Source organism: Serratia sp. KG1D (assembly GCF_037150675.1).
GTDB classification, from domain to species: domain Bacteria; phylum Pseudomonadota; class Gammaproteobacteria; order Enterobacterales; family Enterobacteriaceae; genus Serratia; species Serratia nematodiphila.
The window spans coordinates 1,952,141-1,976,710 of the sequence record NZ_JBAGIH010000001.1 but is presented as its reverse complement, the minus strand read 5'-3'; the positions used below and the strand labels follow the sequence as shown (position 1 = coordinate 1,976,710).

The following is a 24,570-nucleotide window of genomic DNA, read 5'->3' as shown; positions in this document are numbered from 1 at the left end:
TGTCCAAGATGCAAGGCAGGCCGGACAGCGCCGATTATCAACGCATTTTTCTGCAGGACGTGCCGCTGATTGACGTGCGTGCGCCGATCGAGTTTCAGCAAGGCGCCTTCGCTCAGGCTGTGAACCTGCCGCTGATGGTCGACAGCGAGCGGCAGGCGGTGGGCACTTGCTATAAGCAGCATGGTCAGCAAGCGGCGATTGCGCTCGGCCACAGCCTGGTGAACGGCAAACTGCGGGAACAGCGCACCGCCGCCTGGCTGGCGGCCTGTGCGCAGCGACCCGAAGGTTATATTTACTGCTTCCGTGGCGGGCTGCGCTCACAGCTGGTGCAGCAATGGCTGCATGAGGCCGGCGTCGAGTACCCGCGTATTACTGGCGGTTATAAGGCGCTGCGCAATTATCTGCTCGGCGTGTTGGCGCAAAGCGCGGCATTGCCGATGGCCCTGGTGGGCGGCAATACCGGCAGCGGCAAGACGCTGCTGGTCAACGAACTGGCTGACGGCGTCGATCTGGAAGGCGCGGCGCGCCATCGCGGTTCATCTTTTGGCCGAACGCTGGCGGGGCAAAGCTCACAGATCGATTTTGAGAATCGTCTGGCTGTGTTATTGCTGAAAAAACAGCATGGTGGCAGCCGCCGTTGGGTGCTGGAAGACGAAGGGCGGATCATCGGCAGCAACAATCTGCCGTTGCCGTTGTTCAACGGCATGCAGCAGGCGCCGGTGGCGGTGATCGACGATCCGTTTGATATTCGCCTGGCACGCCTGCAGGCCGAATATATCGACGGGATGCGCGAACAGTTCGAACAGGCCTATGGCGTGGAAGAAGGCTGGCGGCAGTACGACGACTATCTGCATCATGGCCTGTTCGCCATTCGCCGCCGGTTGGGCCTGGAGCGCTTCCAGCAGCTGACGCAGCGGCTGGAAGCGGCGTTGCGGGCACAGCGTCTCAGCGGCCAGGGTGACGCGCACCGCGAGTGGTTGGCGCCCTTGTTGCAGCAGTACTACGATCCGATGTATTGCTATCAGTTGGAAAAGAAAGCCCAGCGGATCGTCTTCCGTGGGAACTATGCAGAAGTAAGAGAATTCTTGATGACGTTCAGCCAGAAAAACGGTGATTAATGCGACTGTTCATAGCCGAGAAACCGAGTTTGGCGCGCGCCATTGCCGACGTCTTGCCCAAGCCGCATCGCCGCGGCGACGGTTATATCGCCTGTGGCAACAACGACGTGGTGACCTGGTGCGTCGGCCACCTGTTGGAGCAGGCTCAGCCTGACGCCTATGACAGCCGCTATGCGCGCTGGTCGTTGGCAGACCTGCCGATAATTCCCGAAAAATGGCGGTTGCAGCCGCGGCCTTCGGTCAGCAAACAGCTCAACGCCATTAAAAAGTTGCTGCTCGAAGCCGATGAAGTGGTTCACGCCGGCGACCCGGATCGCGAAGGGCAACTGCTGGTGGATGAGGTGCTGGACTACCTGGATTTGACGGCGGAAAAGCGCCAGAACGTGCGCCGCTGTCTGATCAACGATCTCAACCCGCAGGCGGTGGAGCGCGCGGTTGAACGCCTGCGCGACAACCGTGATTTCATTCCGTTGTGCGTGTCTGCGCTGGCGCGTTCGCGCGCCGACTGGTTGTACGGCATCAATATGACCCGCGCCTACACGCTGCTGGGCCGCAACGCCGGTTACGACGGCGTGCTGTCGGTAGGCAGGGTGCAGACGCCGGTGCTCGGATTGGTGGTACGGCGTGATGAAGAGATCGAAAACTTCGTGCCAAAAGACTTCTTTGAGGTCAAGGCGCACATCGTCACGCCGAAAGAAGAACGCTTCGTGGCGCTGTGGCAGCCCAGTGAGTCCTGTGAGCCTTATCAGGACGAAGAGGGGCGTTTGCTGCACCGGCCGTTGGCGGAGCATGTGGTCAAGCGCATTGAAGGCCAGCCGGCTCTGGTCACGTCTTATAACGATAAACGGGAATCGGATACCGCGCCGCTGCCGTTTTCGCTCTCCACGCTGCAAATCGAAGCGGCACGGCGTTATAACCTCAGCGCGCAACAGGTGCTGGACGTTTGCCAGCGGCTGTACGAAACCCACAAGTTGATTACCTATCCGCGTTCCGACTGTCGCTACCTGCCGGAAGAGCATTTCGCCGGCCGCCACGCGGTGCTGAACGCCATCAGCGTGCACCAGCCCGAGCTGTATCCGCAGCCGGTGATCGACAGCGATCGCCGCAACCGTTGCTGGGACGATAAAAAGGTCGACGCGCACCACGCCATCATTCCCACCGCCCGTGCCGGCAAGATTAATCTGACGCAGGATGAGCGGAACGTGTATGGGCTGGTGGCGCGCCAGTATCTGATGCAGTTCTGTCCGGATGCGGTATTCCGCAAATGTGTGATCGAGCTGGATATCGCCGGCGGCAAATTTATCGCCAAGGCGCGATTCCTGGCGGAAGCCGGCTGGCGTACGCTGCTGGGCAGCAAGGAGCGTGACGAGGAGAACGAAGGTGCGCCGCTGCCGGTGGTGGCTAAAGATGATGAGCTGTTGTGCGAGCGCGGTGAAGTGGTGGAGCGCCAGACGCAGCCGCCGCGGCCGTTTACTGACGCCAGCCTGTTGTCGGCCATGACCGGCATCGCGCGGTTCGTACAAGATAAAGCGCTAAAGAAAATCCTGCGGGCGACCGATGGTTTAGGTACGGAAGCGACGCGAGCGGGGATCATAGAATTGCTGTTCAAGCGGGCGTTTCTGTACAAGAAGGGACGCTATATTCACTCCAGCGAAACCGGGCGCGCATTGATTCACTCGCTGCCGGATCTTGCTGCACGCCCTGATATGACGGCCAACTGGGAAGCCACGCTGACGCAAATCAGCGAGAAATCCTGCCGCTATCAGGACTTTATGCAGCCGTTGGTCGGCACGCTGCAAGAGCTGATTTATCAGGCCAAGCAGAGCCGGGCGAGCATGGCGTTTCGTGGATTGCCGCCGCCGCCCTCCAGCGGAGGCAAAAAACGCAGGAAAAGCGCCGGCAAGGCGCAGGAGAAGAGTGAATGAAGCGTGGACTCACTGGTGTATTGGCTGCCGCGGCCCTGATGTTTTCCGGCCTGGCCGCCGCCAATCGCGGCGATGTGGACGTGGTGCTACCGGTTTCGCCGGAGATCTGGGGCGCGGCCAAAAGCGGCGACAATCCGCCGCCGGCGCAGCCCTGCAGCCGTTGTTGCGTCTACCAGAATCAGAACTATTCCGAGGGGGCGGTGCTCAAAGTCGAAGGGGAAGTGCTGCAGTGCGTGCGTGAGCCTAATACTATCGGCACCAACCCCTTGATTTGGGTACGATTAAAGAAGTGACGATGTAACCTGTCACCGCGCTCAGCGCGCCTCGCCTTGCGCGGCGAGATAATCCGCCAGCAGTGGAACGTCAGCGGGCGCCAGGGGGTATTCCTGCGCCTGTTGCGGCGTGACCCAGACCAGCTCCGAATGGCAGCGCTGTTGCAGTTCACCGGAGAACTCCGCGACTCGCCAGGCATGCAGTCGGATGATGCGTTCGCCTTGCCGCCACTGATTGCTGCCCACATAGTTGCCGATACGGGCGCTAATCCCCAATTCTTCATCCAGCTCGCGCGTCAGCGCCTCCGGCTGGCTTTCGCCGGTTTCAACCTTGCCGCCGGGAAACTCCCACAGGCCGGCTTGATCGCTGCCTGCGCCGCGCTGGGCCAGCAAAATACGCCCATTTTGTTCCAGAATGGCGGCTACTACGTCGATAATTTTCATTGGCTTCACAGAATAAAACCCCGGCGAGCGCCGGGGGGATGGGGTTACAGCGTGAATTCCGCCCAGACCGGCGCATGGTCGGAAGGTTTCTCCATGCCGCGGGTTTGGTAATCAATGCCGGTGGCGATGCAGCGCGAAGCCAGCGGGGTGCTGGCCAGCAGCAGATCGATACGCAGGCCGCGGTTGTCGTCGAACCCTTTGGAGCGGTAGTCGAACCATGAAAACTCGTCGTTGCGCCCCGGATTGGCGTGGCGATAGGTATCCACCAGGCCCCAGTTCAGCAGGCGATCCATCCATTCGCGCTCTTCCGGCAGGAAGGAGCACTTGCCGGTGCGCAGCCAGCGTTTGCGGTTGTCTTCGCCGATGCCGATATCGTAATCACTCGGGCTGATATTCATGTCGCCCATGATCAGCACCGGGGATTCCGCCGACAGCTGCTGCTCCAGGTAGTTTTGCAGATCCTGATAAAAGCGTGTTTTAGCCGGGAATTTGATCGGATGGTCGCGGCTTTCACCTTGCGGGAAGTAGCCGTTGATCACCGTCAGCGTGCCCTGTGGCGTAGCCAGATCGGCCATGATGATGCGACGCTGCGCGTCTTCTTCATCGGTTGGGAAACCGCGGCGCACGGCCAGGGGCTCCGCTTTGGTCAGCAGCGCCACGCCGTAATGGCCTTTTTGCCCGTGATAGAACACGTGATAGCCATGCTGGCTGACTTCTTCCAATGGGAACATGTCATCGTGAACTTTGGTTTCCTGCAGACCGATCACGTCGGGCTGGTGCTGTTCGATAATTGCCGCCAGCTGATGCGGACGCGCGCGCAGTCCATTGATATTAAAAGAGACAAACTTCATGAGCGGTGCCGTTTTCACGAGAAAAATGTGCTGTGATAGTAGCAGAGTTTGGCGGGAAATGTAACGCAGACAGCGGCATGACCGCTGACTGCGCAGCGGGTTTATTTCGCCCAGCGGTCGTAATTTTTAGGTTGATAGTCGTCAAACTGTTGCAGCAGCGTCTGTGCCGATTCGCTGATGTGCAGGGTGCCGAGATAGTCGTGACGCATAAAGCCCTGATCGGCGACGTGCTCGAGGAACTGGCTCAGCGGGCGGTAGAATCCGTTGACGTTCAGCAGGCCGACCGGCTTGTTGTGATAGCCGATTTGCCCCCAGGTCCAGATTTCAAACAGCTCTTCCAGCGTGCCGATGCCGCCGGGCAGGGCGATAAAACTGTCCGCCAGCGCCGCCATACGGGCTTTGCGCGTATGCATGTCTGGCACCACTTCCAATTCAGTCAGGCCGCGATGCGCCGTTTCCGCTTCAACCAGGCGCTCGGGGATAATGCCGACTGCTTCACCGCCTGCGGCCAACACCGCGTCCGCCACGATCCCCATCAATCCTTTTTTGCCGCCGCCATAGATTAAACGGCGCCCCTGTGCGGCCAGCAGTTGCCCCAGTTGACGAGCCTGCTCGGCATAAGCGGGATTGACGCCTTCGCTGGCGCCACAAAAAACGCAAATATTGTTTCGCATCCACCTGTTCCTTACTGCACTAAAGAAGCCAGTGGTATAGCGAATTGTCGGCCGGAGTTCAAGTTACGGCTGGGAGAGCGGAGATAAAACATCAAGGTGAAAGCGGCGATAAGGGGAGATAACTTGATTTATTGATACGAGAACATTGGATGCAACGTGTTTTAAGTAGGGTTGGAATTTTCTGCAAGGGATGATGGTGGGGGAAGGATGATTCGTCGCTGCGCGACTTACCCTGCGGGCCGCGCTGAAGCGCGTTGTCTCACTGCGTGAGACTCGAACCTTGGTCGAAGCTTCTCATCCTTCCCCAATGCGGAACATGATGGAAGTGATGTGCTTTTAATTAAGTTCGGGGATTTTCTACAAGAGATGGTGGTGGGGGAAGGATGATTCGTCGCTGCGCGACTCACCCTGCGGGCCGCGCTGAAGCGCGTTGTCTCACTGCGTGAGACTCGAACCTTGGTCGAAGCTTCTCATCCTTCCCCAATGCGGAACATTATGGAAGTGATGTGTTTTAATTAGGCTCGGGGATTTTTTGCAAGGGATGGTGGTGGGGGAAGGATGATTCGTCGCTGCGCGACTCACCCTGCGGGCCGCGCTGAAGCGCGTTGTCTCACTGCGTGAGACTCGAACCTTGGTCGAAGCTTCTCATCCTTCCCCAATGCGGAACATTATGGAAGTGATGTGTTTTAATTAGGCTCGGGGATTTTTTGCAAGGGATGGTGGTGGGGGAAGGATTCGAACCTTCGAAGTCAGTGACGGCAGATTTACAGTCTGCTCCCTTTGGCCGCTCGGGAACCCCACCATGGTATTCATGGATTTGCTGATTTTTTAAGGAATCGGCTAAATTCCTATTGTGCACTTCTAAGGATTACCGCGCTAAAGCGCGTTGTCTCGCTACGCTCGGCTCGAACCTTGTCGAAGCTTCTCATCCTCCCCCTTGACGTTTAATGATATTTCAGCTTTCGCTTCAAGTTCATCAACAAAGAGAAGATGGTGGTGGGGGAAGGATTCGAACCTTCGAAGTCAGTGACGGCAGATTTACAGTCTGCTCCCTTTGGCCGCTCGGGAACCCCACCATATACATGGCTACTTAACTGGCCTTGCTTGCGAGAGCGCTGTCTCGGTAAGCGGGGCGCATCATATCAAATGAAGCGGATGTGTAAAGTATTGAAATGCAGAAAATGAATCGTTTGCCGTTTTTTTATTCTTGGCGGTGCATCCCTGAACGAAATGCACCGATTTATTGAACGATTACAGAATAACGGTGCGGTTGCCGTAGACGAAGACGCGCTGCGCCAGCACCTGATACAGGGCGCGGCTGAGCACGTTTTTCTCCACGTCGCGGCCGGCGCGCATCATATCCTCGGCAGAATAGGTGTGATCGACGTGGATCACGTCCTGCATGATGATCGGGCCTTCGTCGAGATTGTCGTTAACGTAATGGGCGGTGGCGCCGATGATTTTTACCCCGCGCTCGTAGGCCTGGTGATAAGGCCGTGCGCCGATAAACGCCGGCAGGAACGAATGGTGAATGTTAATTACCTGATTCGGATAATGTTGCACGAAGGCCGGGGTCAGCACGCGCATATATTTGGCCAGCACCACGTAATCCGGCTGATATTGATCGATCTTGGCCGTCATTTCGCGGTCGTGCTGTTCGCGCGTCAAGCCTTCGTGGCTCACCAGATGGAAAGGAATATCGAAACGCTCCACCAGCGTTTGCAGCGTGTCGTGGTTGCCGATTACGGCGGCGATCTCAACGTCGAGGCCGCCATAGGCGCTTTTCATCAACAGATCGCCCAGGCAGTGCGCCTCTTTGGTGACCAGCACCACGATGCGCCGACGTCCGGTGCTGTGCAGTTCACGCAGCGAACCTTCCGGCAGCGCGCTGTCCAGATCGGCCAGCAGCGTGTTGTCGTTGAAAATGCCTTCCAGTTCGGTGCGCATGAAGAAACGCCCGGTGCGGTGATCGACGAACTCATTGTTCTGGACGATATTGAGTTCGTGCTTGTAACAGATGTTGGTGATCTTGGCGATCAGCCCTTTGGCGTCCGGGCAGATGGTGCGTAACACTTTCCGTTGTACATTTTGGTGTGGCATGGGTTTGAGGATCCTGTCTGATACTGAACGGCCTGTCTGCGCAGGCGTAAACGTGAAGCGCCGGCCGGTTAGCGCCCGCAGCACTTCTTGTATTTTTTCCCTGAGCCACAGGGACACATCGCATTTCGGCCGGGCTGGGGTTTGGTGCCGTCGATATAATACCAACGTTGATCGCGACGAAGGAAGCGCGAGCGCTCATGCATCGCCTGCGGCTCGCCGCTTTCGCCATCGGTGAAACGGGCGATGAATTCGACGAAGCCTTCATCCGGCTCATGACCGGCTTTCTCTTCCACGATCGTCAGGCCCAGCCACTCGGTATTCTTAAAACTGTCGACGATGGCATTGCGCCACGCTTCGGCGCCGCAGTCGGGGTGCCAGGTGGCGATCAGATAGTCGACGTTATGATTCACGTAGGCGGTGAAGCGTGAACGCATCAGTTGGCCGGGCGTCGGCGCCGGCTGACTGCCGCTGATAAAAGGGGCGCAGCACGCGTTATACGCCAGTCCGCTGCCGCATGGGCATGATTCGGGCAAAATAACTCCTGAGAAAACGAGGCTGAAAATGAATTTAGCGCATATGTTACCTAACAATATTCGTCAGTGACAATCTACCCTGAAAGCAGAGAACACCGTTTACCGAGAGGATGACGCGATGCGGCAAATCAAGATCGGACTGGCGCTGGGAGCGGGCTCGGCTAAAGGCTGGGCGCACATCGGCGTGATCAATGCGTTAAAGAAGCTGAGGATTGAGGTCGATATCGTTGCCGGCTGCTCTGTCGGCGCGTTGGTGGGCGCCGCGTTCGCCAGCCATCGCCTGCCGGCGATGGAGCAGTGGGTGCGATCGTTCAGCTATTGGGACGTGATTCGCCTGATGGATTTTTCCTGGCAGCGCGGCGGCCTGTTGCGCGGCGAGCGGGTGTTTAACGCCGTCGGACAGCTGCTGAAGATCAATGATATCGCCGATTGTGCGTTGAAGTTCGGTGCCGTGACGACCAATCTCAGTACCGGGCGTGAGCTGTGGCTGACCGAAGGCGATATTCATCAGGCGATACGCGCCTCCTGCAGCATGCCCGGCCTGTTGGCGCCGGTATGGGCCGACGGCTATTGGCTGGTGGATGGCGCGGTGGTCAATCCGGTGCCGGTGTCGCTTTGCCGCGCCATGGGCGCCGATATCGTCATTGCGGTCGATCTGCAGCATGACGCGCACCTGATGCAGCAGGATCTGTTCTCGATACGTATCGAGGAAGAAGGCCCGGACGATGCGCCTGCGGCTACCTGGCGCGGGCGTCTGCGGGAACGCGTCGGCAGAATGCGCAAGCGCAAACCGGCGACGGCGCCGACGGCGATGGAGATTATGAGCACATCGATTCAAATGCTGGAAAATCGCCTGAAGCGCAACCGGATGGCGAGCGATCCGCCGGATGTCTTGATCCAGCCTTTTTGCCCGCAAATCTCAACGCTGGATTTTCACCGCGCCGATGAAGCGATCGAGGCGGGGTTGCTGGCGGTTGAAAAACAACTGGATCGGTTGTTGCCGTTGATAAAAAATAGATAATTCTCGGTTCTTGGTTGGCAATGCGCAGTTGGTCTGTTTCAGACGAGCATAAGTGACCTTTTTGAGCCACTATTACACTATGGAAAGGGACGAGGCTCGGCTGATGGCATTACCACTCACTCACAAGCGCATCTTGATCGTTGAGGACGAACAGGTTTTTCGTTCCGTGCTGGTCGGTTATCTGACCTCGCTGGGCGCTGAAACCGGCGAGGCGACCAACGGTTTACAGGCGCTGAGTGCCGTCGATGACTTCAAGCCGGATCTGATTCTGTGCGATCTCGCGATGCCGGAAATGGGCGGTATCGAATTCGTTGAACACCTGCGTTTGCAGGGGCTGCAGATCCCGGTGCTGGTGATCTCGGCCACCGACAAGATGGCGGACATCGCCAAGGTGCTGCGGTTGGGCGTGCAGGATGTGCTGCTCAAGCCGCTGACCGATCTCAATCGCCTGCGTGAAGCGGTGCTGGCGTGCTTATACCCCAATATGTTCACTTCCCAGGCGATTGAAGAGGTTGAACTGTTTCAGGATTGGGATGCATTGAGCAAAAATCCTTCCGAAGCCGTCAAACTGCTTAAGCAACTGCAGCCGCCGGTACAACAGACCATTGCGCATTGCCGGATCAACTATCGGCAGTTAACCACCGGCGAAAATCCCGGCCTGGTGCTGGATATCGCCGCCTTGTCAGAAAAGGACCTGGCATTCTATTGCCTGGACGTCACGCGCGCCGGCGATAATGGCGTATTGGCGGCATTGCTGTTGCGCGCATTATTTAATGGGCTGCTGCAGGACCATCTGGCTAATCAACAGCATCGTTTGCCGCAAATGTCGGCATTGTTAAAGCAGGTTAATCAATTATTGCGGCAGGGGAAATTAGACGGTCAATTCCCTCTGTTGTTGGGATATTATCACGCCGAAAATAAAAACCTGATTCTGGTTTCCGCCGGGCTGCATGCCAACGTCAATACCGGTGACAATCAAATCCAGCTGAGCAACGGCGTGCCACTGGGGACGCTGGGGGCTACCTACATGAATCAGATCAGCCAGCGTTGTACCGCCTGGCAATGTCAGGTATGGGGCAGCGGTGGCCGATTGCGACTGATGCTCAGCGCTGAATAGCAGGCAGCGATCGGCGCGATCTTAAGCTATTTACTTATCTGTAATTAAACCGTTTATTTATTCTCCGGATTATCCGAACGGGTAATAGTCCTAAATGTTTTCTATTTGTGTTCTGGTTAATGCTCGGCGCGCATAAGCTGGTATACTCCGAAGGTTTTTTTATATCGAGCCCAAGCTCATAAAATGAGCGCTTTAGCTTTAAGAGAGGAAATAATGCCTGCTGTAAATCGCAAAGTCAGAAAAGCCGTGATCCCGGTTGCAGGCTTGGGTACGCGGATGTTGCCGGCCACCAAAGCCATTCCGAAAGAAATGCTGCCGCTGGTTGATAAACCTCTGATCCAATACGTCGTCAATGAGTGCATTGCGGCGGGGATTAACGAGATTGTGCTGGTCACCCACTCCTCCAAGAACTCGATCGAAAACCATTTTGATACCAGTTTCGAACTCGAAGCGATGCTGGAAAAACGCGTCAAGCGCCAATTGCTGGACGAAGTGCAGTCGATCTGCCCGAAAGGCGTTACCGTGATGCAGGTTCGTCAGGGTAATGCCAAAGGCCTGGGGCACGCGATTATGTGTGCCTACCCGATGGTGGGCGATGAACCGGTCGCGGTGGTGCTTCCGGACGTGATCCTCGACGAATACAGCGCCGATCCGAAAAAAGACAACCTGCACGAAATGCTGCAGCGCTTCGAAGCCACCGGCGTCAGCCAGATCATGGTTGAACCCGTGCCGCATAAGGATGTCGGAAACTACGGCGTAGCCGACTGTAAGGGCGTTGATTTGCAACCGGGCGAAAGCGCGCCGATGGTCAGCGTGGTTGAGAAACCGTCACCGGATAAAGCCCCTTCCAACCTGGCGATTGTCGGTCGTTATGTGTTGTCCGCCGATATTTGGCCGCTGTTGGCGAAAACGCCTCCAGGCGCCGGCGATGAAATTCAGCTGACTGACAGCATCGAAATGCTGATGCGGCAGGAAACGGTGGAAGCGTATCACCTGAAAGGCGTGAGCCATGATTGCGGTAACAAGCTGGGTTACATGCAGGCCTTCGTGGAGTACGGCATGCGTCATGCCAGCCTGGGCAAAGAGTTTTCTCAGTGGCTGCAACAGGTTGTTGCCGCTGACAAGAAGTAATTTGATCTTTCGTCTTAATTTGAAAAACTAGGATTTTCACATGAAAGTAACAGTTTTTGGTATTGGTTATGTGGGGCTGGTACAGGCCGCCGTGCTGGCTGAAGTTGGCCATGACGTTATGTGCATCGATGTTGACGAACGAAAAGTCGAGAACCTGAAAAAAGGGAATATCCCGATTTTTGAACCGGGCCTGACGCCGCTGGTACAGCAAAACTATGAGGCTGGGCGCCTGCATTTCACCACCGATGCCAAAGCGGGTGTGGCGCACGGGAATATCCAGTTTATCGCCGTCGGTACGCCGCCGGATGAAGACGGTTCCGCCGATCTGAAATATGTCACCGCGGTGGCGCGCACCATCGCCGAGCACATGACCGATCGCAAAGTGGTGATCGACAAATCTACCGTGCCGGTCGGTACGGCGGACAAAGTGCGTCAAGTGATGGCGGAAACGCTGGCAAAACGCGGCAGCAACGTGCCATTCGACGTGGTGTCCAACCCTGAATTCCTGAAGGAAGGCGCTGCGGTGGCTGACTGCATGCGCCCTGAGCGCATCGTGATCGGCACCGATAATAAAGAGGTGATCGAGCCTATTCGCGAGCTGTACGAGCCGTTTAACCGCAATCACGATCGTATGATCATGATGGATATCCGCAGCGCGGAGCTGACCAAATATGCCGCCAACTGCATGCTGGCGACCAAAATCAGCTTTATGAACGAAATGTCCAACCTGGCGGAAATGTTGGGCGCGGACATCGAGAAAGTGCGTCAGGGCATCGGTTCCGATTCACGCATCGGTTATCACTTCATCTATCCTGGCTGTGGCTACGGTGGTTCTTGCTTCCCGAAAGATGTTCAGGCGCTGATCCGCACGGCGGAGCAGATCGGTTACCAACCGAAGCTGTTGCAGGCGGTAGAGCAGGTCAACTACCAACAAAAAGACAAGCTGAACAGCTTTATCAAAGACTATTTCGGCAGCGATTTGAAGGGCAAAACCTTCGCACTGTGGGGTCTGGCGTTCAAGCCGAATACCGATGACATGCGTGAAGCGTCCAGCCGTGTGCTGATGGAGCAGCTGTGGGCTGCCGGCGCCACCGTTCAGGCCTACGATCCGGAAGCGATGAACGAAGTTCAGCGCATCTATGGCCAGCGCGACGACTTGAAGCTGATGGGTACCAAAGAGGCTGCGTTGCACGGCGCCGATGCTCTGGTGATCTGTACCGAATGGCAGAATTTCCGCGCGCCGGACTTTGATGTGATCAAGGGCGCGTTGAAGCAGCCGGTGATCTTCGATGGACGTAACCTGTATGATCCTGAGCGTTTGGCGAATCGCGGCTTTACCTACTATGCGATTGGCCGCGGTGCCTCGATTAAACCGGTTATTTAAGGAGTGGGCATGAAATTCCTGGTTACAGGCGCCGCAGGGTTTATTGGTTATCACGTTGCAGAGCGTTTGTTGACCGCCGGGCATCAGGTTGTCGGCATCGATAACCTGAATGACTATTATGACGTGGGCCTGAAAATGGCCCGTCTGGACAGACTGGCGGATAAGCCGGGATTCCGCTTCATCAAGTTGGATTTGGCCGATCGTGAAGGCATGGCGACATTGTTCGCCGAGCATCAGTTCCAACGAGTCATTCATTTGGGTGCCCAAGCCGGCGTGCGTTATTCGCTGGTCAACCCGTTGGCTTATGCGGACGCTAACCTGATCGGTCATTTGAACGTTCTGGAAGGCTGCCGTCATAATAAGGTCGAGCATTTACTTTACGCTTCCTCCAGCTCTGTTTATGGCCTCAATCGCAAGTTGCCGTTTGCTACCGAAGATTCTGTCGACCACCCTGTGTCACTGTATGCGGCAACCAAAAAAGCCAATGAGCTGATGTCACACAGTTACGCTCATTTATACGGTCTCCCGACGACGGGGCTACGCTTCTTTACCGTATATGGTCCCTGGGGGCGTCCGGATATGGCGCTGTTCAAGTTTACCAAGGCCATATTGGCGGGGGAGAGCATCGATGTATATAACCACGGTGAAATGCACCGTGACTTTACTTACATTGATGATATCACCGAGGCGATTGTGCGGCTGCAGGCGGTTATTCCGCAGGCAGATCCGTCATGGACCGTTGAACAGGGATCGCCGGCGACCAGTTCTGCGCCGTATCATGTTTATAATATCGGCAATAACACCCCCGTTAAACTGATGGAATATATCACGGCGTTGGAGCAGGCTTTGGGGGTAACTGCCCGCAAGAATATGCTGCCAATGCAACCTGGCGACGTGATGGATACCAGCGCGGATACCGCGGAGCTTTATCGTGACATTGGTTTTAAGCCGGAAACCAGCGTTGAAGAGGGTGTGAAGCGCTTTGTTGATTGGTATAAGGCATTCTACCAGGTTCAATAATTGAACGAGGGTATATGCGACAAAGGGGCCTTAGGGCCCTTTTTTATCGCGTGAACCTCATGCAAGGAACAAAATGCGAATTAGGATATTTACTAAAAGGAAAGGGATGAGGCAGGATCGCGGCGATAAGCTTTAAAATGAAAAGGCCCCCCGCAGGGAGCCTTTCAGATACGGGCCGAATCGCTATTACAGCAGGAAATCGTCCAGAGATTTACCTTGCTCTTCGATAGCTTTCTTAATCACCGCTGGAGTACGGCCTTGGCCGGTCCAGGTTTTCAATTCGCCGTTTTCGTCTTTATATTGGTATTTAGCAGGACGTGCTGCGCGTTTTGCTTTACCGGCAGCCTTGTTGGCAGCCATGGTTTGCAGCAGTTCATTCGGATCGATACCGTCAGCAATCAGCATTTCGCGGTATTGCTGCAGTTTACGGGTGCGTTCTTCGATTTCTGCTTGAGCCTGGCTGTCTTCTTCGCGACGTTCGTTCACAACAACTTCCAGTTTCTCGAGCATTTCTTCCAGCGTTTCCAGTGTGCATTCTCTTGCCTGGGCGCGCAGAGTGCGGATGTTGTTCAAAATCTTTAATGCTTCGCTCATTGTCCTAGTCTCAAATTATATTGGTGGGGGGCGTCTCGATAATAATAGAGCGCTATTTTCTTTTCTGCAATAGCCAAATTGACTTGAATACTCAAATTTACCTTTTAAAAAACCGTTAATCGGATCTGTCCGACTAATATAGGAAGGGCTGTTAACTATTACCCTTGTCGCACTTAAGTCAAAATTTCAGCAGGCATGCTTTAAAAGGCGCGTGTCGCAAGGCTTTCATCGATAAGTTATCGCCGTAATTTATATCAATATTACAATGGGTTCTGTGGGCTTAATCACGTCATGGCAAGGCAGACATTGTAAACAATAGGGGTATATAGGTAAAGATTGCGTCAGGAAACCTCGGGGACAGCGGAGGTGATTAAATGCCCTGTATTGGCCCCGTGTATAATAGACTGGCGCGCCGTTGCGGTTGCGGCACCCGCCGCGGCGAAAGGGTGATTATGCATTAATGGGCAAATGATCGCGGTTAACCATTAGCAAGAATTAATAGTGATGACAGGCATACATTATCCTGTAAATAGCTGTAAAAAGAACGGGCCGACAGAACGATATGTTTCGCTTGAAAGCGCATTATTACGGCGAACGCAATATTCGTTCGCTTTGGGCTGAGCCTGGGGGGCGGCTTATGGTACACTTACCGTCCTAATCGACATTTGAATATTTCTTATACCATCGGAGTTGCGGGGCCATGGCTCAACTTTATTTTTATTACTCTGCGATGAATGCCGGCAAGTCCACCGCGCTGCTACAGTCTTCATATAACTATCAAGAACGTGGTATGCGCACGCTGGTGTTCACTGCGGAGATCGATCACCGCTTTGGCGTAGGTAAGGTCAGCTCGCGCATCGGTTTATCCTCGCAGGCCCAGCTCTATAACAACGACTCGATGCTGTACGCCATGATTCAGCAAGAGCATCAACAGCAGCCGGTGCATTGTGTACTGCTGGATGAAAGCCAGTTCCTGACCAAGGCGCAGGTTGAGCAATTGTGCGATGTGGTGGACCAACTGGACATTCCCGTATTGTGCTACGGCCTGCGTACCGATTTTCTCGGTGAGCTGTTTACCGGCAGCCAATATTTGCTGGCCTGGGCCGATAAGCTGGTGGAATTGAAAACCATCTGTCACTGCGGGCGCAAAGCCAATATGGTGTTGCGGTTGGATGAAAACGGCCAGGCGATGCACGCCGGTGAGCAGGTGGTGATTGGCGGTAACGAGAGCTATGTCTCCGTCTGCCGCAAGCATTATAAAGAGGCGATTCACTCCCTGGAGTAGGGGAGAAAACGCCGCCAAAGCCCGCTGAGGCGTTTTGGCGGCGTGAGTCGAAATGCAGCGCCTCCGGCGCAATAAAAAACCCGCCGTTTGGCGGGTTTTTTTATCGGTTCACGAAACCGTTATTTCTTGGGCTTCTTTACCGCGGCTTTGGCTGCAGCCGGAGCTGCCGCTTCCTCTTCGACTGCTTCGCTGAATTCGCGGCCGTAGAAGGTATCCAGCATGATTTGCTTCAGTTCGGCAATCAGCGGATAGCGCGGGTTGGCGCCGGTGCATTGGTCGTCGAACGCGTCTTCCGACAGCTTGTCGACTTTCGCCAGGAAGTCCGCCTCCTGCACACCCGCCTCACGGATGGAGGTTGGGATGCCCAACTCGGTTTTCAGCTCGTCCAGCCAGGCCAGCAGTTTCTCAATCTTCTGCGCGGTGCGGTCGCCCGGTGCGCTCAGACCGAGGTGGTCGGCGATTTCAGCGTAGCGGCGGCGCGCCTGAGGGCGGTCGTACTGGCTGAAGGCCGTCTGCTTGGTCGGGTTGTCGTTCGCGTTGTAGCGAATGACGTTGGAAATCAGCATCGCGTTGGCCAGGCCGTGCGGAATGTGGAACTCCGAACCCAGTTTGTGCGCCATGGAGTGACAAACCCCGAGGAAGGCGTTGGCGAAAGCGATACCGGCGATGGTGGCGGCGTTGTGCACGCGTTCACGGGCAACCGGGTTTTTCGCGCCTTCTTTGTAACTGGCTGGCAGATACTCTTTCAACAGTTTCAGCGCCTGTAGCGCCTGGCCGTCGGAGTATTCGTTCGCCAGCACCGAGACGTAGGCTTCCAGCGCGTGGGTCACCGCATCCAGGCCACCGAAGGCGCACAGGGATTTCGGCATGTTCATCACCAGGTTGGCGTCGACAATCGCCATGTCCGGGGTCAGCGCATAGTCGGCCAGCGGGTATTTCTGCCCGGTGGCGTCGTCGGTCACGACCGCGAACGGCGTGACTTCCGAACCGGTGCCTGAGGTTGTGGTGATGGCGATCATTTTCGCTTTCACGCCCATTTTCGGGAATTTGTAGATACGCTTGCGGATGTCCATGAAGCGCAGCGCCAGATCCTCGAAGTGGGTTTCAGGATGTTCGTACAGCACCCACATGATTTTCGCGGCGTCCATCGGCGAACCGCCGCCCAGCGCGATGATGACGTCCGGTTTGAAGGAGTTCATCTGCTCGGCGCCTTTACGCACGATGCTCAGCGTCGGATCGGCTTCCACTTCGAAGAACACTTCGGTTTCGATGCCGTGAGACTTCAGAACCTTGGTGATCTGGTCAGCATAGCCGTTGTTGAACAGGAAACGGTCGGTCACGATGAAGGCGCGTTTCGCCCCGTCGGTCGCCACTTCTTCCAGCGCGATAGGCAGCGAGCCACGGCGGAAGTAGATCGATTTCGGAAGTTTGTGCCACAACATGTTTTCTGCTCGCTTCGCTACAGTTTTCTTGTTGATCAGGTGTTTAGGTCCGACGTTTTCAGAGATGGAGTTGCCACCCCAGGAACCGCAACCCAGCGTCAGCGAAGGCGCGAGTTTGAAGTTGTACAGGTCGCCGATACCGCCCTGAGAAGCCGGGGTGTTGATCAGGATGCGAGCCGTTTTCATTTTATCGCCGAAGTAGGCGATGCGAGCCGTTTGGTTATCCTGGTCGGTGTACAGGCAGGAGGTGTGGCCGATACCGCCCATGGCGACCAGTTTTTCGGCTTTGGCGACGGCGTCTTCGAAGTCTTTGGCACGGTACATCGCCAGGGTAGGCGACAGTTTTTCATGTGCGAAAGGTTCGGACTCGTCGACCAGCTTCACTTCACCGATCAGCACTTTGGTGTTGGCCGGCACTTTGATGCCTGCCATTTCGGCGATTTTCGGTGCGGATTGCCCGACGATGGCCGCATTCAGACCGCCGTTTTTCAGGATGATGTCCTGCACCGCTTTCAGTTCTTTACCCTGCAGCAGATAGCCGCCGTGGGAAGCGAAGCGTTCGCGTACCGCATCATAGATAGCGTCAACGACGATGACCGACTGTTCGGAAGCGCAGATAACGCCGCTGTCGAAGGTTTTGGACATCAGGATAGAGGCGACCACGCGCTTAATGTCTGCGGTTTCGTCTACCACGACCGGCGTATTACCGGCGCCGACGCCGATGGCGGGTTTGCCGGAGCTGTAGGCGGCTTTCACCATGCCCGGGCCACCGGTGGCCAGGATCAGGTTGATGTCAGGGTGGTGCATCAGCTGGTTGGACAGCTCGACGGTAGGTTGGTCGATCCAACCGATGATGTCTTTCGGCGCGCCGGCGGCGATAGCGGCTTGCAGCACGATATCGGCGGCTTTATTGGTGGCATTCTTCGCACGCGGGTGCGGCGAGAAGATGATGCCGTTGCGGGTTTTCAGGCTGATCAGCGCTTTGAAGATCGCGGTAGAAGTTGGGTTGGTGGTAGGAACGATACCGCAAATCAGGCCGATAGGTTCGGCGATGGTGATGGTACCGAAAGTGTCATCTTCAGACAGGATGCCACAGGTTTTTTCATCTTTATAGGCGTTGTAGATGTACTCGGAAGCGAAGTGGTTTTTGATCACTTTGTCTTCGACGATACCCATTCCGGATTCTTCCACGGCCATTTTGGCCAACGGGATACGGGCATCAGCAGCGGCGAGGGCGGCAGCGCGGAAGATTTTATCCACTTGCTCTTGAGTGAAGTTGGCATATTCGCGCTGGGCTTTTTTGACACGTGCGACAAGCTCGTTCAGTTCAGCGACATTCGTTACAGCCATAATGCTCTCCTGATAATGTTAAACTCTTTCAGTAAATAAGCCGTGCGAGCCACTAGTATAGTCATAACGGGAATAGACGGTGATTCGAATACCGGGGGGTTCCCGCGTTATTTCTTCGCATGCTGCTGATTTGCTTAAAGAGCTTTACCCTGCGCCAACCGGAGGGGCAGGCAGTGAAGAGAACGGAACCGGCTGGATTGCCACCGACTTTGTTCTACTCCCTGACTACGACTAAGAGCTTACCCACTGTTGGGTAGTTAATTTGTGATCTAAATCATGAAAAGTGCAAGCTGACACCTTTCAGCTTGACGGTGTTGAGAGTGGTTATCAATAACTGTGATCGATGACTCTTTTTTCAACATAAAAAATCAAAAGGCCATACATCACTTTAACAAAGGGCATTTGTTTTGTTGCCTAACTTGCTGGTAGTCAAAAATGCTGCTCTGGCCGGATGGATTACCCGCGGCAATTCCATTACATTAGCGCGCATAGGCAGCACACCTTTTTATAGCACTTAACGCGGAGCCATCTGTGGGCCAATCTCTGTTGGATCTTTCCGGCTTTATCAAGTTCTTTGTCGGTCTGTTTGCGCTGGTCAACCCGGTGGGCATCTTGCCGGTGTTTATCAGCATGACCAGCTACCAGGCGGAAGCAGGGCGCAATAAAACCAACCTGACCGCCAACCTGTCGGTCGCCATTATTCTGTGGACATCGCTGTTCCTGGGCGAAGGGATCTTGCGGATGTTCGGCATCTCCATCGATTCGTTCCGCATCGCCGGCGGTATTCTGGTGGTGACCATCGCCATGTCGATGATCAGCGGCAAGCTGGGAGAAGACAAACAGAACAAACAGGAAAAATCGGAGAGCGCGATCCGCGAGAGCATCGGCGTGGTGCCGTTAGCGCTGCCGCTGATGGCGGGGCCGGGGGCGATCAGTTCCACCATCGTGTGGAGTTCCCGTTATCACAACTGGCAAAGCCTGCTCGGCTTTACGGTCGCGATCGCCTTGTTCGCCTTTTGCTGTTGGTTGTTGTTCCGCGCCGCGCCGCTGTTGGTGCGTTTGCTTGGGCAGACCGGCATCAACGTGATCACCCGTATCATGGGTCTGTTGCTGATGGCGCTCGGGATCGAGTTTATCGTTACCGGCATTAAGGCGATATTCCCCGGCCTGTTGTAATACCCTTGGTTTAGCCGCGCACCTTTCGCCTTGGCGCGGCTAAAATTAATTTTAAAGTTTAAATTATTTATTGGTTCGCATTATTATAGTGCACAGGATGAATAAAATTTATGCGGTTGCACTCTTATGTTGCATAAATCTCATGTTGCTGTGCAAAAAAAACGCTAAGCGTTATTTCAGACACTTTTCTTCCCCCATTTCCGCGCGTTTTGCCCCCGTTCAACGGTAAAGCTGTTGTTAAATTAATCACATCATTCTGTGGGGCTTGTCTCACTTTCATCCAGGTGTTATTAGTGATTAACCGACCATAGGCAGGTGTTTGTTCTTTGAATGTCCGGATTGTTAACTGAATGTTTCTTTGTGCGGTAATGAGATTGCGTTGATGGTTTCAAATGAAATGATTTCGTCTTTTTTTTCTTTAAAATCATAGCGATGATTTTGTTTCTCCGTGTCCTCGAACTTGGGGGCCGGATCGGGCTTCGTGCGATAAAAGAGAATTGCTTAACATTTTCGTAAAATTTATTGGCTATGGAATTTGGCTTCTGCTAATTTCCGAGCAACTTTCCCGTGGTCAATTAACTGAAATGCGCCATAAAAACGGGAATGATTTTTGCTGGTATCCGTTTATTTAGAATTCTTATAAACACTTCACAAACTTCGATAAGCGATGCTTGTCGGTGAAAAGGAGCCTCGATTATGCAGCAAACCCTGAAGCGCACTTCTTTGACCTTGTTGATTAGCGGCGCGCTGAGCGTCGGCGCCATAAATAGCAGTTTGGCGGCGGAAGTGCCGGCCGGCGTTCAGTTGGCGCAGCAGCAGAATATTGTGATCAACAACGGCAGCGAAGTGGCTTCATTGGATCCGCATAAGGTCGAGGGCGTACCGGAAAGCAATATCATTCTTAACCTGCTGGAAGGGCTGGTGAGCACCGACGCCAACGGGCATGTGGTGCCGGCGGCGGCGGCGAGCTGGGAAAACCAGAATTATCAGCAATGGACCTTCCACCTGCGCCCCGGCGCGGTGTGGAGCGACGGCAGCCCGGTGACCGCGCAAGACTTCGTCTACAGCTGGCAGCGCCTGGCCGATCCGAAAATCGCCTCGCCCTATGCCAGCTACCTGCAGTACACCAAAGTCGACAATATCGACGATATCCTGACCGGTAAGAAGCCTCCACAGGCCCTCGGCGTCAAGGCGCTGGACGACCAGACGCTGCAGGTGACGCTGAGCGAACCGGTGCCGTATTTCATCAGCATGCTGAGCCACACGTCGCTCAAACCGGTGAAGCGCGCGGTAGTGGAGAAATTCGGCGACAAATGGACGCTGCCCGCCAACTATGTCGGCAACGGCGCTTACCGTCTGAAAGAGTGGGTGGTGAACGAGCGGATTGTGCTGGAGCGCAGCCCGAGCTACTGGAACAACAAGCAGACGGTGATCAATCAGGCGACCTTCCTGCCGATCGCTTCCGAAGTCAGCGACGTCAACCGCTTCCGCAGCGGCGAGATCGACATCACCAACAGCGCCATTCCGCCGTACCTGTACGTCAAAATGAAGCGCGAAGTGCCCGAGCAACTGCACGTTAACCCTTATCTGTGCACTTTCTATTACGAACTCAATAACCAGCGGGCGCCGTTCACCGATCCGCGGGTGCGTGCGGCGGTGAAGATGACGCTGGATCGCGACATCATCGCCAACAAGATCATGGGCCAGGGGCAGATCCCGGCCTACAGTTTCACGCCAACCTTCACCGAAGGCGCCAACTTCACGCAGCCCGCCTGGGCCGGCTGGAGCCAGGAACAGCGCAACGCCGAAGCCAAGAAACTGCTGGCGGAAGCGGGTTACAGCGACGCCAAGCCGCTGAAATTCTCGCTGCTGTACAACACCTCCGATCAAAACAAACAGCAGGCGATCGCCGCCGCGTCGATGTGGAAAAAGAACCTCGGCGCCGACGTCACGCTGCGCAATCAGGAGTGGAAGACCTCGCTGGAAAGCCGCCATCAGGGGCAATACGACGTGGCGCGCGCCACCTGGTGCGGGGATTACAACGAGCCCAGCGCGTTCCTGAACCTGGTGCTGTCCAACAGCAGCATCAATACCGTGTTTTATAAGAGCCCGGCGTTCGACGCCATCATGGCCGCCACCCTGAAGGCACCGGATGAGGCCGCGCGCGCCGCGCTCTATCAGCAGGCAGAAGCGCAACTGGACAAAGACTCCGCGTTGATCCCGGTGTATTACCGCGTCAGCGCGCGGTTGATTAAGCCGACGGTAGGCGGGTTCACCGGCAAAGATCCGCTGGACTATACCGACGTTAAAAATCTGTACATTATCAAGCAGTAAAGGGGTATTCCTCACGCCGAGGCGCTGGGGAATATAGGGAAGGCCGGCCGCCGCATTCGTTCCGCGGCGGCGGGAAAACAGAGTCCGCTTACGGGCAACGCAGGTTCCACGAAGAGCCTGTGATAATAAAAACTGGAGTCGATAAGTATGACCAACATCACGAAGAAAACCCTCATTGCCGCCGGCGTCATCGCTGCGCTCGGCATCACAGCAACCACCGGCGCTTTCGCCGCCGACGTTCCTGCGGGGGTGCAGCTGGCGGATAAGCAAGAAATCGTCAAAAACAACGGTTCCGAAGTGCAGTCGCTGGATCCGCATAAAATCGAGGGCGTGCCGGAAAACAACGTGACCCGCGATCTGATGGAAGGCCTGGCGAACAACAGCCCGGACGGTTCCATCGTGCCGGGCGTCGCGGAAAGCTGGGATAACAAGGATTTCAAAGTCTGGACCTTCCACCTGCGCAAAGACGCCAAATGGTCCAACGGCAAGCCGGTGACGGCGCAAGATTTCGTCTACAGCTGGCAGCGCGTAGTGGATCCGAAAACCGCGTCGCCTTACGCCAGCTACCTGCAGTACGCCCATGTGGAAAACGTCGATGACATCATCGCCGGTAAAAAAGACAAGTCGACGCTGGGCGTGAAGGCCATCGACGACCACACTTTCCAGGTGACCCTGAGCGAGCCGGTGCCTTATCTGGTTGAAATGACCCCGCACTACGCCATGAAGCCGGTTTATAAAGAGGCGGTGGAGAAATTCGGCGAGAAGTGGACGCTGCCGGCCAACTACGTCAGCAACGGCGCCTACAAACTGAAAGACTGGATTGTCAACGAACGCATCGTACTGGAACGCAACCCGGAATATTGGGATAACGCCAAAACCATCATCAATAAAGTGACGTTCCTGCCTATTTCGTCGGAAGTGACCGACGTTAACCGCTACCGCACCGGCGAAATCGACATGACTTATAACAACATGCCGATCGAACTGTTCCAGAAGCTGAAGAAAGAGATCCCGAAAGAGGTGCACGTCGATCCTTATCTGTGCACCTATTACTACGAAATCAACAACCAGAAGGCGCCGTTCACCGATGCGCGCGTGCGTGAAGCGCTGAAGCTGGGTATGGATCGCGACATCATCGTCAACAAGGTGAAAAACCAGGGCGATCTGCCGGCCTACAGCTTTACGCCGCCATACACCGACGGCGCCAAGCTGACCGCGCCGGAGTGGTTCGGCTGGACGCAGGAAAAACGCAACGAAGTGGCGAAGAAACTGCTGGCGGAAGCCGGCTACGGCCCGGGTAAACCGCTGACCTTCTCCCTGTTGTACAACACGTCAGACCTGCACAAGAAGCTGGCGATCGCCGCCGCCTCCATCTGGAAGAAAAATCTGGGCGTGGACGTGAAGCTGGTGAACCAGGAGTGGAAAACCTTCCTGGATACCCGTCATCAGGGCACCTATGACGTGGCGCGCGCCGGCTGGTGCGCCGACTACAACGAACCGAGTTCGTTCCTGAACATGATGCTGTCCGACAGCAGCAGTAACACCCCGCACTACAAAAGCGCCGAGTTCGATAAGCTGATGGCCAACGTGTTGACCGCGAAGAGCAAAGACGAGCGCGCCGATCTGTATCAGAAAGCGGAAGTTCAGCTGGATAAAGATTCCGCCATTGTTCCGCTGTATTACTACGTGAACGCCCGTCTGGTGAAACCTTACGTCGGTGGCTACACCGGCAAAGACCCGCTTGATAACGTGTACGACAAAAACCTGTACATCATCAAGCATTGATACGGTAAGCGCCGGCGGCCTGGCCGCCGGCCCATGTTGAGAATAATAAGCCGTCATCAGGCTGTCGCACAGGGTTAGGGCAATGCTTAAATTTATACTTCGTCGCTTGTTGGAAGCGATCCCGACACTATTTATCCTTATCACCATCTCATTCTTCATGATGCGCCTGGCGCCCGGCAGTCCATTTACCGGGGAACGCGCATTGCCGCCGGAAGTCATGGCGAATATCGAAGCCAAATATCATTTGAACGACCCGATCTGGAAACAGTACGGTCATTATCTGGCGCAGCTTGCGCAGGGAGACTTCGGCCCGTCCTTTAAATACAAGGATTATTCGGTCAACGATTTGGTGGCCAGTTCTTTCCCGGTCTCCGCCAAGCTCGGCCTGGCCGCGTTTCTGCTGGCGGTGGTGCTGGGCGTGAGCGCCGGTGTGATCGCCGCGCTGAACCAGAACACCAAATGGGACTATACGGTGATGGGGTTCGCCATGACCGGGGTGGTGATACCCAGTTTCGTGGTGGCGCCGCTGTTGGTGCTGATCTTCGCCATCACGTTGAAATGGCTGCCGGGCGGCGGCTGGAACGGCGGTGCGCCTAAGTTCATCATCTTGCCGATGGTGGCGTTGTCGCTGGCCTATATCGCCAGCATCGCCCGTATCACGCGCGGCTCGATGATTGAAGTGCTGCACTCCAACTTCATCCGCACCGCGCGCGCCAAAGGCTTGCCGATGCGTCGCATCATTTTCCGCCACGCGCTGAAGCCGGCGCTGTTGCCGGTGCTGTCCTACATGGGCCCGGCGTTCGTCGGGATCATCACCGGTTCAATGGTGATCGAAACCATCTATGGTCTGCCGGGGATCGGCCAGCTGTTCGTTAACGGCGCGCTGAACCGCGACTACTCCCTGGTGTTGAGCCTGACCATTCTGGTGGGCGCTCTGACCATTCTGTTCAACGCGATCGTCGATGTGCTGTATGCGGTCATCGATCCGAAAATCCGTTATTAATCTGGAGCACG

The 24,570-nt window shown here is 55.6% G+C and carries 20 protein-coding genes, 2 tRNA genes and 3 other RNA genes; 13 read left to right on the top strand and 12 right to left on the bottom strand.

Annotation, left to right across the window (positions count from 1 at the left end; translation table 11 throughout):
- Nucleotides 1-8: 8 nt before the first annotated feature.
- The 3 genes from mnmH to WFM45_RS09595 are packed head-to-tail and all read left to right on the top strand — an operon-like array spanning nucleotide 9 to nucleotide 3,336.
- Nucleotides 9-1,118, top strand: coding sequence for a tRNA 2-selenouridine(34) synthase MnmH (gene mnmH / locus WFM45_RS09605; RefSeq protein ID WP_048325023.1), 1,110 nt, complete (start codon nucleotides 9-11; stop codon nucleotides 1,116-1,118).
- A complete protein-coding gene (locus tag WFM45_RS09600) occupies nucleotides 1,118-3,043 on the top strand; it encodes a DNA topoisomerase III (protein WP_004932196.1) in 1,926 nt (641 codons plus the stop codon). The genes mnmH and WFM45_RS09600 overlap by 1 nt, the downstream gene beginning before the upstream one ends.
- The gene (locus WFM45_RS09595) at nucleotides 3,040-3,336 is read left to right on the top strand and encodes a YnjH family protein (protein ID WP_033632870.1); all 297 of its coding nucleotides are present in this window, start codon (nucleotides 3,040-3,042) and stop codon (nucleotides 3,334-3,336) included. Before WFM45_RS09600 ends, WFM45_RS09595 begins: the two co-directional genes overlap by 4 nt.
- Before the next feature lie 21 nt (nucleotides 3,337-3,357).
- Here WFM45_RS09595 and WFM45_RS09590 read toward each other — a convergent pair whose 3' ends face one another.
- The 10 genes from WFM45_RS09590 to WFM45_RS09545 all read right to left on the bottom strand — a co-directional run bounded on the left by WFM45_RS09590 (nucleotide 3,358) and on the right by WFM45_RS09545 (nucleotide 7,917).
- A complete protein-coding gene (locus WFM45_RS09590; protein ID WP_242141674.1) occupies nucleotides 3,358-3,759 on the bottom strand; it encodes a pyrimidine (deoxy)nucleoside triphosphate diphosphatase in 402 nt (133 codons plus the stop codon).
- A 44-nt stretch (nucleotides 3,760-3,803) separates the two neighbouring features.
- Nucleotides 3,804-4,610, bottom strand: coding sequence for an exodeoxyribonuclease III (gene xthA, locus WFM45_RS09585; protein ID WP_004932192.1), 807 nt, complete (start codon nucleotides 4,608-4,610; stop codon nucleotides 3,804-3,806).
- Between the two features lie 101 nt (nucleotides 4,611-4,711).
- Nucleotides 4,712-5,284 carry a TIGR00730 family Rossman fold protein gene (locus tag WFM45_RS09580; protein ID WP_004932190.1) on the bottom strand — a complete coding sequence of 191 codons (573 nt, stop codon included), beginning with the start codon at nucleotides 5,282-5,284 and terminating at the stop codon, nucleotides 4,712-4,714.
- A 191-nt stretch (nucleotides 5,285-5,475) separates the two neighbouring features.
- Nucleotides 5,476-5,603: non-coding RNA, RtT sRNA (locus tag WFM45_RS09575), on the bottom strand.
- 48 nt (nucleotides 5,604-5,651) lie between these two features.
- Nucleotides 5,652-5,779, bottom strand: a non-coding RNA gene (locus tag WFM45_RS09570) — RtT sRNA.
- Between the two features lie 47 nt (nucleotides 5,780-5,826).
- Nucleotides 5,827-5,954: non-coding RNA, RtT sRNA (locus tag WFM45_RS09565), on the bottom strand.
- Nucleotides 5,955-6,001: 47 nt separating this feature from the next.
- Nucleotides 6,002-6,086: transfer RNA gene (locus tag WFM45_RS09560), tRNA-Tyr, on the bottom strand.
- A gap of 189 nt (nucleotides 6,087-6,275) precedes the next feature.
- A tRNA-Tyr gene (locus tag WFM45_RS09555) sits at nucleotides 6,276-6,360 on the bottom strand.
- 175 nt (nucleotides 6,361-6,535) lie between these two features.
- Nucleotides 6,536-7,384, bottom strand: coding sequence for a formyltetrahydrofolate deformylase (gene purU / locus WFM45_RS09550; protein ID WP_004932187.1), 849 nt, complete (start codon nucleotides 7,382-7,384; stop codon nucleotides 6,536-6,538).
- Nucleotides 7,385-7,452: 68 nt separating this feature from the next.
- Nucleotides 7,453-7,917 carry a YchJ family protein gene (locus WFM45_RS09545; protein WP_016927486.1) on the bottom strand — a complete coding sequence of 155 codons (465 nt, stop codon included), beginning with the start codon at nucleotides 7,915-7,917 and terminating at the stop codon, nucleotides 7,453-7,455.
- A 118-nt stretch (nucleotides 7,918-8,035) separates the two neighbouring features.
- Here WFM45_RS09545 and rssA point away from each other — a divergent pair, with 118 nt between their 5' ends.
- From rssA to WFM45_RS09520, 5 genes are all read left to right on the top strand, one after another.
- The gene (gene rssA / locus WFM45_RS09540; protein WP_336955329.1) at nucleotides 8,036-8,938 is read left to right on the top strand and encodes a patatin-like phospholipase RssA; all 903 of its coding nucleotides are present in this window, start codon (nucleotides 8,036-8,038) and stop codon (nucleotides 8,936-8,938) included.
- A gap of 103 nt (nucleotides 8,939-9,041) precedes the next feature.
- Complete coding sequence (rssB, locus tag WFM45_RS09535) at nucleotides 9,042-10,055, top strand: two-component system response regulator RssB (protein WP_004932178.1); 1,014 nt, start codon at nucleotides 9,042-9,044, stop codon at nucleotides 10,053-10,055.
- 213 nt (nucleotides 10,056-10,268) lie between these two features.
- Nucleotides 10,269-11,186, top strand: coding sequence for a UTP--glucose-1-phosphate uridylyltransferase GalU (galU, locus tag WFM45_RS09530; protein WP_033632873.1), 918 nt, complete (start codon nucleotides 10,269-10,271; stop codon nucleotides 11,184-11,186).
- 40 nt (nucleotides 11,187-11,226) lie between these two features.
- The gene (locus WFM45_RS09525) at nucleotides 11,227-12,570 is read left to right on the top strand and encodes a UDP-glucose dehydrogenase family protein (protein WP_004932175.1); all 1,344 of its coding nucleotides are present in this window, start codon (nucleotides 11,227-11,229) and stop codon (nucleotides 12,568-12,570) included.
- A 9-nt stretch (nucleotides 12,571-12,579) separates the two neighbouring features.
- Nucleotides 12,580-13,590, top strand: coding sequence for an NAD-dependent epimerase (locus tag WFM45_RS09520; RefSeq protein ID WP_049240803.1), 1,011 nt, complete (start codon nucleotides 12,580-12,582; stop codon nucleotides 13,588-13,590).
- 186 nt (nucleotides 13,591-13,776) lie between these two features.
- Here WFM45_RS09520 and hns read toward each other — a convergent pair whose 3' ends face one another.
- Nucleotides 13,777-14,184 carry a histone-like nucleoid-structuring protein H-NS gene (hns, locus tag WFM45_RS09515; protein ID WP_004932170.1) on the bottom strand — a complete coding sequence of 136 codons (408 nt, stop codon included), beginning with the start codon at nucleotides 14,182-14,184 and terminating at the stop codon, nucleotides 13,777-13,779.
- Between the two features lie 700 nt (nucleotides 14,185-14,884).
- Here hns and WFM45_RS09510 point away from each other — a divergent pair.
- The gene (locus WFM45_RS09510) at nucleotides 14,885-15,469 is read left to right on the top strand and encodes a thymidine kinase (protein WP_015378091.1); all 585 of its coding nucleotides are present in this window, start codon (nucleotides 14,885-14,887) and stop codon (nucleotides 15,467-15,469) included.
- 119 nt (nucleotides 15,470-15,588) lie between these two features.
- Here WFM45_RS09510 and adhE read toward each other — a convergent pair whose 3' ends face one another.
- Nucleotides 15,589-18,261: a bifunctional acetaldehyde-CoA/alcohol dehydrogenase gene (gene adhE / locus WFM45_RS09505; protein WP_033632874.1), complete on the bottom strand. Its 2,673-nt coding sequence runs from the start codon at nucleotides 18,259-18,261 to the stop codon at nucleotides 15,589-15,591.
- Nucleotides 18,262-18,792: 531 nt separating this feature from the next.
- On the opposite strand from adhE, the gene WFM45_RS09500 reads away from it, so the two are divergent.
- From WFM45_RS09500 to oppB, 4 genes are all read left to right on the top strand, one after another.
- Complete coding sequence (locus WFM45_RS09500; protein WP_015378089.1) at nucleotides 18,793-19,437, top strand: YchE family NAAT transporter; 645 nt, start codon at nucleotides 18,793-18,795, stop codon at nucleotides 19,435-19,437.
- Between the two features lie 696 nt (nucleotides 19,438-20,133).
- Complete coding sequence (locus WFM45_RS09495) at nucleotides 20,134-21,771, top strand: ABC transporter substrate-binding protein (RefSeq protein WP_048323800.1); 1,638 nt, start codon at nucleotides 20,134-20,136, stop codon at nucleotides 21,769-21,771.
- A gap of 147 nt (nucleotides 21,772-21,918) precedes the next feature.
- On the top strand, nucleotides 21,919-23,556 hold the full coding sequence (gene oppA, locus WFM45_RS09490; RefSeq protein WP_033632876.1) for an oligopeptide ABC transporter substrate-binding protein OppA: 1,638 nt from the start codon (nucleotides 21,919-21,921) through the stop codon (nucleotides 23,554-23,556).
- Nucleotides 23,557-23,638: 82 nt separating this feature from the next.
- The gene (gene oppB, locus WFM45_RS09485; protein ID WP_004932150.1) at nucleotides 23,639-24,559 is read left to right on the top strand and encodes an oligopeptide ABC transporter permease OppB; all 921 of its coding nucleotides are present in this window, start codon (nucleotides 23,639-23,641) and stop codon (nucleotides 24,557-24,559) included.
- Nucleotides 24,560-24,570 lie beyond the last annotated feature (11 nt).